The following is a 6,958-nucleotide window of genomic DNA, read 5'->3' as shown; positions in this document are numbered from 1 at the left end:
TGGATGCGCCCCGTCGGGGCAACGAGCACATAGCCCGGGGCAGAGCGAAGCGGCACCCCGGGAATCATACATCGACAATCCCCGCGCCCTGTCGCAATCTTCTGCAAACTTAGAGCAAGGGCAAAAGCATAACACACACAATACATAAACTGTAAATATCTGATAATTAATGCTTTTGCCCTTTCTGGGCGAGTGTGTACAATCGTGTTGTTCCCGGGGTGCCGCTTCGCTCTGCCCCGGGCTATGTGCTCGTTGCCCCGACGGGGCGCATCCATCCTATATCCGAGTGATTATGTAGTTTGATTCTGTTGACTAACTTAATATATTTATTTGACTATGATTTCAGAAATGAGCGACAAGTTTTGGAAACCCTACGTGGCGGCTCACGGTGTTTGTGTCGGTTTTGCCGTCAGATGGTGACGGTGATCCGGTGGGTCACTGACACCATCCGATCACACTCCGACTACGGGAGAAGGCTACACACGGATTTGCCTCAACGCCTTGTGAGGATGCGTCGGGGACGTCGCTTCCCTCGCAAGACTCCGATCGGCCAATCCGTGTGCTTGACGCCTTCTCTTTATATGGAATTTGAGCCGTCACGCCACAATCCGTTTGTCAGGCCCACGGGAGCAAAAATGGGGTTGCCGCCGATCATTCCGCACGCTCCATGCACGGCGACCCCACATACTTGCTCTTTCCGGTAATTGCTTGACCGTTTCTTGCAGAAATAACGCCAGGTGTGGTACAAGCCGACCGATAATCGTGGTACACCTTGAAAAACGTACCACATCGCCCATATCCGGCTCCCTTGTTTGCTCCCGAAAGGAAGCAGTATGGAAGGTGCTGCAATCAACGCAAATCATTGAAAAATAGCGAAATGACTACGTTGCAGGGAGCAAATTGGTTACGAAAAATCCTGCTCCCTTCTTGCACACTGGATATTGCAATATATTGCGCCGATTTGGGGTAGGAGGTAAAAAGCAAAACCTCCGAAAATCGTTGATTTTCAGAGGTTTTCTGTGATTTGATAAATCTTATTGTGATCCGTTTGGTATCTGAATTGAGCCTTTTTTATTGGCAAAATATCAAGCGTTATCTTTTCATTATCAGAGTCTTCCGATATTCAGTTGTAGCGTTCTATTTGAGTGAGTAACACAATGTGGTAACACATATTTATAAACTCACATGACAGACTCTCTTTGTCCGTCTTCTTTGCAAAGATAATGTTTCCTTTTGAAACTGTGCCCATTTTATATGGTTATTTTTCTTCTACTTTTTTTGTCGACAATGGTTATACTTCTCTCTGTAAATTATCACCTCTCTTATATTCTTTGTAACTACTTGAAATATAGCGCTTGAGTATGAAAGTGAGTATGAAATCGCCTTCATATAATAATAAGCGTTAAGTTTCAGCCTTTAGTGATTTGGAAATTTGTTTTGCTCATGACCAGCTCTGTACCTTTGTGTCACTTCCTGATTGAAGGTACCACAATCGGAAGCTATTTAACTCTTAAAAAAAAGACATGAAACAGGAAAATTATATCAAAGTAGTGAAGGATGTGGTTCAACGTATGGAAAGGCATACCGATGTGGTGATGAACGTGAAGCAGGTTGCGGAATATTTAGGCCTGTCGGTTGATGCTGTGCGTAAGCGTTGCCAACGTAAACAGTTACCGTATCATCTCAATGCCAAGCACCTTTATTTTAGTAAATTGGAAGTGGATGCAACCCTACTTAATCGCAAACGATATGGAAGCGAGCCCTTTTGATTACATAAAGCAGTTCTGGCGAGAGAATGAAGTACAGATGTTCTCCGCAAAAGAAACTCAGCTGTATTTCTTTTTCCTGTCGGAATCCAATCGCCAGTATTGGCGCAATCCTTTTGGATGCAGCACGCAGCGAATAACTAATAATCTCGGCATCAGTCGTCAAACACTCTGCCGGTTGAGGAAAAAGTTGCAAGACCGTGGACTTATCACTTATGAAGAGGGAAAGAACAATTCCATTGTGCCTTGCTATGGATTGCTGATAAAATCAAAAGATTCGATAATGCAGAATGTGACCATAAATGGAACACAGAATGGAACTGTGAATGTGGCACCGTGTGAGACAGCAGACGGAACTATTATAAAGACACATAAGACAGCAGACAATAAATCTACTATTTCTATGGAGGAACCTCTTCCTTTGGACAGGCTGCAAAATATTCTATGTGATGATAGGGAATGGATAATGCGTATAAAGGAATATCTCGGTAAACAGGGAATCAAACTGGATGAAACAAACATAGGGAATAGACTTGAAGGCTTTTTCCTCTATCTGCAAACTGGCGGTATGAAACTCAAATCGCTTGCCGATACGCAAAAGCATTTTGTGAATTGGCTGATGAAAAAAGAATGCAGCAAGGGGAACAAGCAGAAACCATTGTCGCCTCAGCAAGTGGGGATTAAATTGACAGAAAATAATCCGAATAAATTCAAAAACATATCAGAATGGTAAATGGAAAATTCAAATGACATGATAGACTTCAGTGCATCAGTGCGCAATTTCGCAGAACGGAAAATATGCCTGCAACCACAACGGTTGCAAATTCATCTACCCAATGCAAAAGAGGTGCTGAATGCAGGGCTGCAACATTTCTTAGGCGGTGATTACAAATGGCAACCAGAATATGATAAGGTGGCAGACTGGTTGACTGACAACAAAGGGCTTGGACTGTTCTGTATGGGCAACTGCGGTAGGGGAAAGACCACCATTTGTTTGCAGATACTTCCATGCATCATGCAACACTATCTTCACAAAATTATGGCAATGTGTTTGGCACGTGAGATGAATCGCCACTACACCGAAGTGATGCAAAATCGTTTACTTATCATTGACGATGTAGGGCGTGAGGAACCATATCAAGAATACGGCAACCGTTTCAACGTGTTCCCTGACTTCGTGGATGATTGCGAACGCAGAGGCAAATTTCTAATTGCAAATACCAACTGCACCAAAGAACAACTGGCAGAAAAATACGGAGAGCGCACCCTTTCCAGATTGAAAGCAACTACCCGGCTGGTGGTGTTTGCAGGAGAGGATTTGCGGCATGGATAAATACTGGGCTTGCCCAGATATAGCCCACTATAACTTCTCCGCTGCGCTCCCGAAGTTGTGGGCTCTCCCGAGGGGCTGGGCTTTGCCCCGTCCCACTCATGGCTCTGCCCTGAGAACCCGGCAAGGACTTTCAGCCCTATGCAACCCGACCAAAGAGTGACCCTCTCCCTGCACCCTCCGATTAAGGCTCTGCCCTAATAACCTTTTCCCTCTTGTATAATCATAAAATGCAAAAGCAATATGGCACAGAAGACATCCATCAACATCAAGCCTTGCAACACAGGCTGTAGCGAGGCGCACAACAGGCGGACAGCAGAATACCTCGCAAATATAGTCAAGGGAAATCTCTACATCCGCACTGACCTCATGGCGAAAAATGAGGTGTGGGTAGCACCAGACTTTGGCGACACCTCACTGACCGACCGTTACAATCAGATAGCCGCAATGGTCAAGGAAAAGACAGGTCGGGCAATGCAGACCAAAGACCGTGAGCGTGTGAACAAGAAGACGGGAAAGGTGACCGTCGTGCGTGGCAGCACCCCACTCAAAGAGGGTGTTGTGGTAATCAAGGAAGATACCAGCATGGAACAGTTGCAGCGTTTCTGTGAGGTGTGCAAGGAGCGTTGGGGTATCACAGCCCTGCAAGTGTTCATTCACCGTGACGAGGGACATTACGAGAACCCACAAGACATTGCCACATGGAAACCCAATCTCCATGCCCATATCGTTTGGGACTGGATGAACCATGATACAGGGAAGTCCTGCAAATTGGACGAGAAAGCCATGAGCGAGATGCAGACACTTTTGGCTGAGTGTTTGGATATGCAAAGGGGCATCTCCAAAGCTGAGACAGGCAAGAAACATCTGGAGCGCACGGACTTCATCCTTGCCAAGCAGAAGCAGGAAGCCGAGAAAGCCAAAGCCGAAAAGGAAGCAGCCCTCTCCGCAAAGGAGGAAGCCGAAAACGAGCGTGATTCCATTGAGAACGAAAACAAGGCAAAGGTGGCACGCAATGTAGAACTTGACAACGAGATTGCCGAGAAAGAGAAACAGCGTGATGACATCCGCAGAGGCAAGGTGGACAGCATACTTGACAGTGTAGGAAGTCTTGTAGGGGTCGGCAAATCGGCGGCGGTCGAAAAGGAAAATGTCAGGCTCGCAGCAGAGAACGAGCGCATGAAAAAAGCCTTTCCCGATGCCGTCAAAAGGGAGGTAGAGAAGCGAACAAAAGTATTGGTCGAGGAAAGACAGAAAGCAGAAAACGAGCGAGACAAGGCTTTAGTGCAGAACCGCACGCTGACTATTGAAAGGGACAAAGCGGTAACACAACTCAACAGACAAAAAGCGGACGAGCAGCAGCGTGTTGAAAATGCAGTCAAACTTGCCAATGCGGAAAAGGATAAAATCATTCGTGTTTGGCAGAATGCATGGAAAACCAACAGGGAGGTTTTGAACATCTTGGCTGATATGCTCTATGCTGCCAGCGAGATTTTCAAATGTGCGATTGATGCCATAATCCATTACGGCACGGAAAAATACAAGTCCATATTCGGCAATGATGAAGCCGCAGACATCAAGAGCGTCATGCAGGATTACGGCAAGTCAGTGAAGCAGCAACAGGCAATCGGCTCTTGGCTATGCGACTATGCGGAAAGCCGACAGCCATTTGATGAAACGAAACATCGGCAGACCTACAAAGAGGTTGCCGATGTTGCTAATGGGGCGTATGATTGGAAGATTGAACACAAACAAGAGAACAACATTAAAATGTAATTGTCACTGATATTACCAAAATCTTCTTCAATGCAAAAATCTTCCGAAATGAAATAACGAATTGAAAGGTGTGGTATATGTTGGCTGAGGTGTATTGCGACCATAATATGCGGCAGAGTTGATTTGAGAAGATACTATCATCGGGTCATTGCCGTTTTGCACCGCCTCAGTGAATAAGTTCATTATCTCGTATTTATTACCAAAATTAGCCTCAGGTTGCATCAAAATCTCTGAAACCACCTGACGGATAGAACGAGGATAAATTAAAAAAGTGTTCTCAGCATTACAAGTAACATCCTTAAACTCACTATTCCCGAAGAACACGATAACAGAATAAATTGGAATACCAGGATTTTGCGGTAAACATTGCCTAACGGATTGAATATGTCTGGCATTCTGCATTATAGGGTTATAGAAACGATACTTTTCCTTACCATACGCCAATAATTGCGTCCAATATTTCTGATGTTCGTTACCGAAAATCCAACCGCTATAATCCTTTACCTCGAATACTATAAGACCAGCTTTTGTTGCAACAGCTATATCTATTTGTGTATATTCACCATTTTGTTTTTGAATATATAGGTCATGAAATATGGCTTTAGGGTTGATACCTTCCTTCAATAAATATAGCACCACTCTGCGTTCCGACCACTCTCCACGAGTAATGGGCGTAACCTGTTCGATGAGTTCTCGTTCTTTTCGTTTGATATAAACGAGATAGGCAATGCCAATTATCAAACAAAACAAAAGTATTATAGGTATGAGTGGCATCAATGATTATTCAATAGTCAGACAGATTGTTATAATGCTTTACCATCAAAGAATCTTTAAATATCATCCAAATCATTCTTTATTTTGTTCTCGACATTTTGCGAATCCCTATAACGAATCATTACCATACCCTCATAAACTCCAGAAGTTTTTTCTATAGATAGTTGTATATCACCACCTTTTACCTCCCACGCACTGCCATATACCACAGTTCCTTGATGTACTTCTGCCATTAATGCGGTATTGGAATCTGAGAGGGCTGGATTTTTCTCTTTTGAAATCGTGGGCTTACCATATTTACGAGTATATAAATCTTTATAATAGTCGTAAGTATTAACAAGTGTGTTCCACTCACCACTTGGGTCAAAAAAAACAACTACTGCAAAAACATTTTTCCCATCATCCGTTGCAGTCACGCCTACAGTTGCCTTTCGACCTGTAAAGTCACCTGTAAACAAAGTTATATTGTTTTCACGTCCTATTGAAGTAAATCCTTTTGTTTTAAGTTTTTGACAAAATTCGGTCATACTTCCCTCTATAGGAATACCTTTAAAGGTAAGATGTTCTTGCGCCATAATGTTAATGGCGATAAATAACACTGTTAGTGTAGCAATAAATTTCTTCATTCTAAATTGTATTTATTCGTTGTTAATAATCTAAATTCCTCAATAGATAATTTCTCTATAGAAACAAGCCATTCAAGATAAGATGTATCATTTATTATATCACTGAACTTTTTTCCTTTATATTTGCCAAAATCAATTATCTTTTCTGTTATAGATATAACAGAGGAGTTTTCCACATTTGGGTACAATCGCCTAAGTTCCTCAAAGTCTATTTTGAAAAATCTGTCTGTTGTTTCTAACCAATGAAGATATTGATAATCCAACTTATAAATCTCACCGAAAGATTTTCCTTTATATTTCCCGAACATCAGAATGTCTTTAGCCTTGTGAATTGGAAATATCTCATCAAGTGATACCCCTGGAACATCTATCAAAACCCACTCTCCACACCCAGCACAAGGAATTTCCTCATCTTTTATATCAGGATAACATTCTTGTCTATAAGTATCGTCAGGTTTACCATCCACAAAGCATTTACCATACGCTTTGCCATATTTCCCTCGTGGTTTTACGGTTTCAACTAAAAAAGTCCTATCCTGATTTGGGTCTATGCGCCTTTCTTCGCTTGATGCTCGTGCTAACCCCAACTCGCATCTTTTAACTAAAAATGGAGTTCGTTTGCCTATGTTGTAATATATGTTGAAGATATTATCGTTTGGGTACATATTTCTATTTTTTTTGTTGTG

Annotated in this window: 7 protein-coding genes; 4 read left to right on the top strand and 3 right to left on the bottom strand. The window is 42.8% G+C overall.

Annotated features, from left to right (window positions below):
• Window positions 1–1,523 precede the first annotated feature (1,523 nt).
• From HPS55_RS12465 to HPS55_RS12450, 4 genes are all read left to right on the top strand, one after another.
• Entirely contained in the window at window positions 1,524–1,769 is a 246-nt protein-coding gene (locus HPS55_RS12465) for a helix-turn-helix transcriptional regulator (RefSeq protein ID WP_172178304.1), read from the top strand.
• Window positions 1,750–2,499, top strand: coding sequence for a DUF7833 domain-containing protein (locus HPS55_RS12460; protein WP_172178302.1), 750 nt, complete (start codon window positions 1,750–1,752; stop codon window positions 2,497–2,499). The genes HPS55_RS12465 and HPS55_RS12460 overlap by 20 nt, the downstream gene beginning before the upstream one ends.
• Window positions 2,500–3,099 (top strand): P-loop NTPase family protein, encoded by a 600-nt coding sequence (locus HPS55_RS12455; protein WP_172178300.1) that lies wholly within the window; start codon window positions 2,500–2,502, stop codon window positions 3,097–3,099.
• Between the two features lie 240 nt (window positions 3,100–3,339).
• A complete protein-coding gene (locus tag HPS55_RS12450; RefSeq protein WP_172178298.1) occupies window positions 3,340–4,872 on the top strand; it encodes a mobilization protein in 1,533 nt (510 codons plus the stop codon).
• A gap of 27 nt (window positions 4,873–4,899) precedes the next feature.
• Here the strand turns inward: HPS55_RS12450 and HPS55_RS12445 are convergent, their stop codons facing one another.
• From HPS55_RS12445 to HPS55_RS12435, 3 genes are read right to left on the bottom strand one after another with little or no spacing between them, the layout of a single operon-like run.
• On the bottom strand, window positions 4,900–5,646 hold the full coding sequence (locus tag HPS55_RS12445; protein ID WP_172178296.1) for a nuclease-related domain-containing protein: 747 nt from the start codon (window positions 5,644–5,646) through the stop codon (window positions 4,900–4,902).
• Window positions 5,647–5,702: 56 nt separating this feature from the next.
• The gene (locus tag HPS55_RS12440) at window positions 5,703–6,272 is read right to left on the bottom strand and encodes a hypothetical protein (protein WP_172178294.1); all 570 of its coding nucleotides are present in this window, start codon (window positions 6,270–6,272) and stop codon (window positions 5,703–5,705) included.
• Window positions 6,269–6,937, bottom strand: a complete 669-nt coding sequence (locus HPS55_RS12435) for an exodeoxyribonuclease X C-terminal domain-containing protein (RefSeq protein ID WP_172178292.1) — start codon at window positions 6,935–6,937, stop codon at window positions 6,269–6,271. Before HPS55_RS12435 ends, HPS55_RS12440 begins: the two co-directional genes overlap by 4 nt.
• Window positions 6,938–6,958 lie beyond the last annotated feature (21 nt).

The organism is Xylanibacter rodentium (assembly GCF_013166575.1).
In the GTDB taxonomy this organism is placed as follows: Bacteria; Bacteroidota; Bacteroidia; order Bacteroidales; family Bacteroidaceae; genus Prevotella; species Prevotella rodentium.
This window is presented reverse-complemented; position numbering and strand designations above follow the sequence as displayed.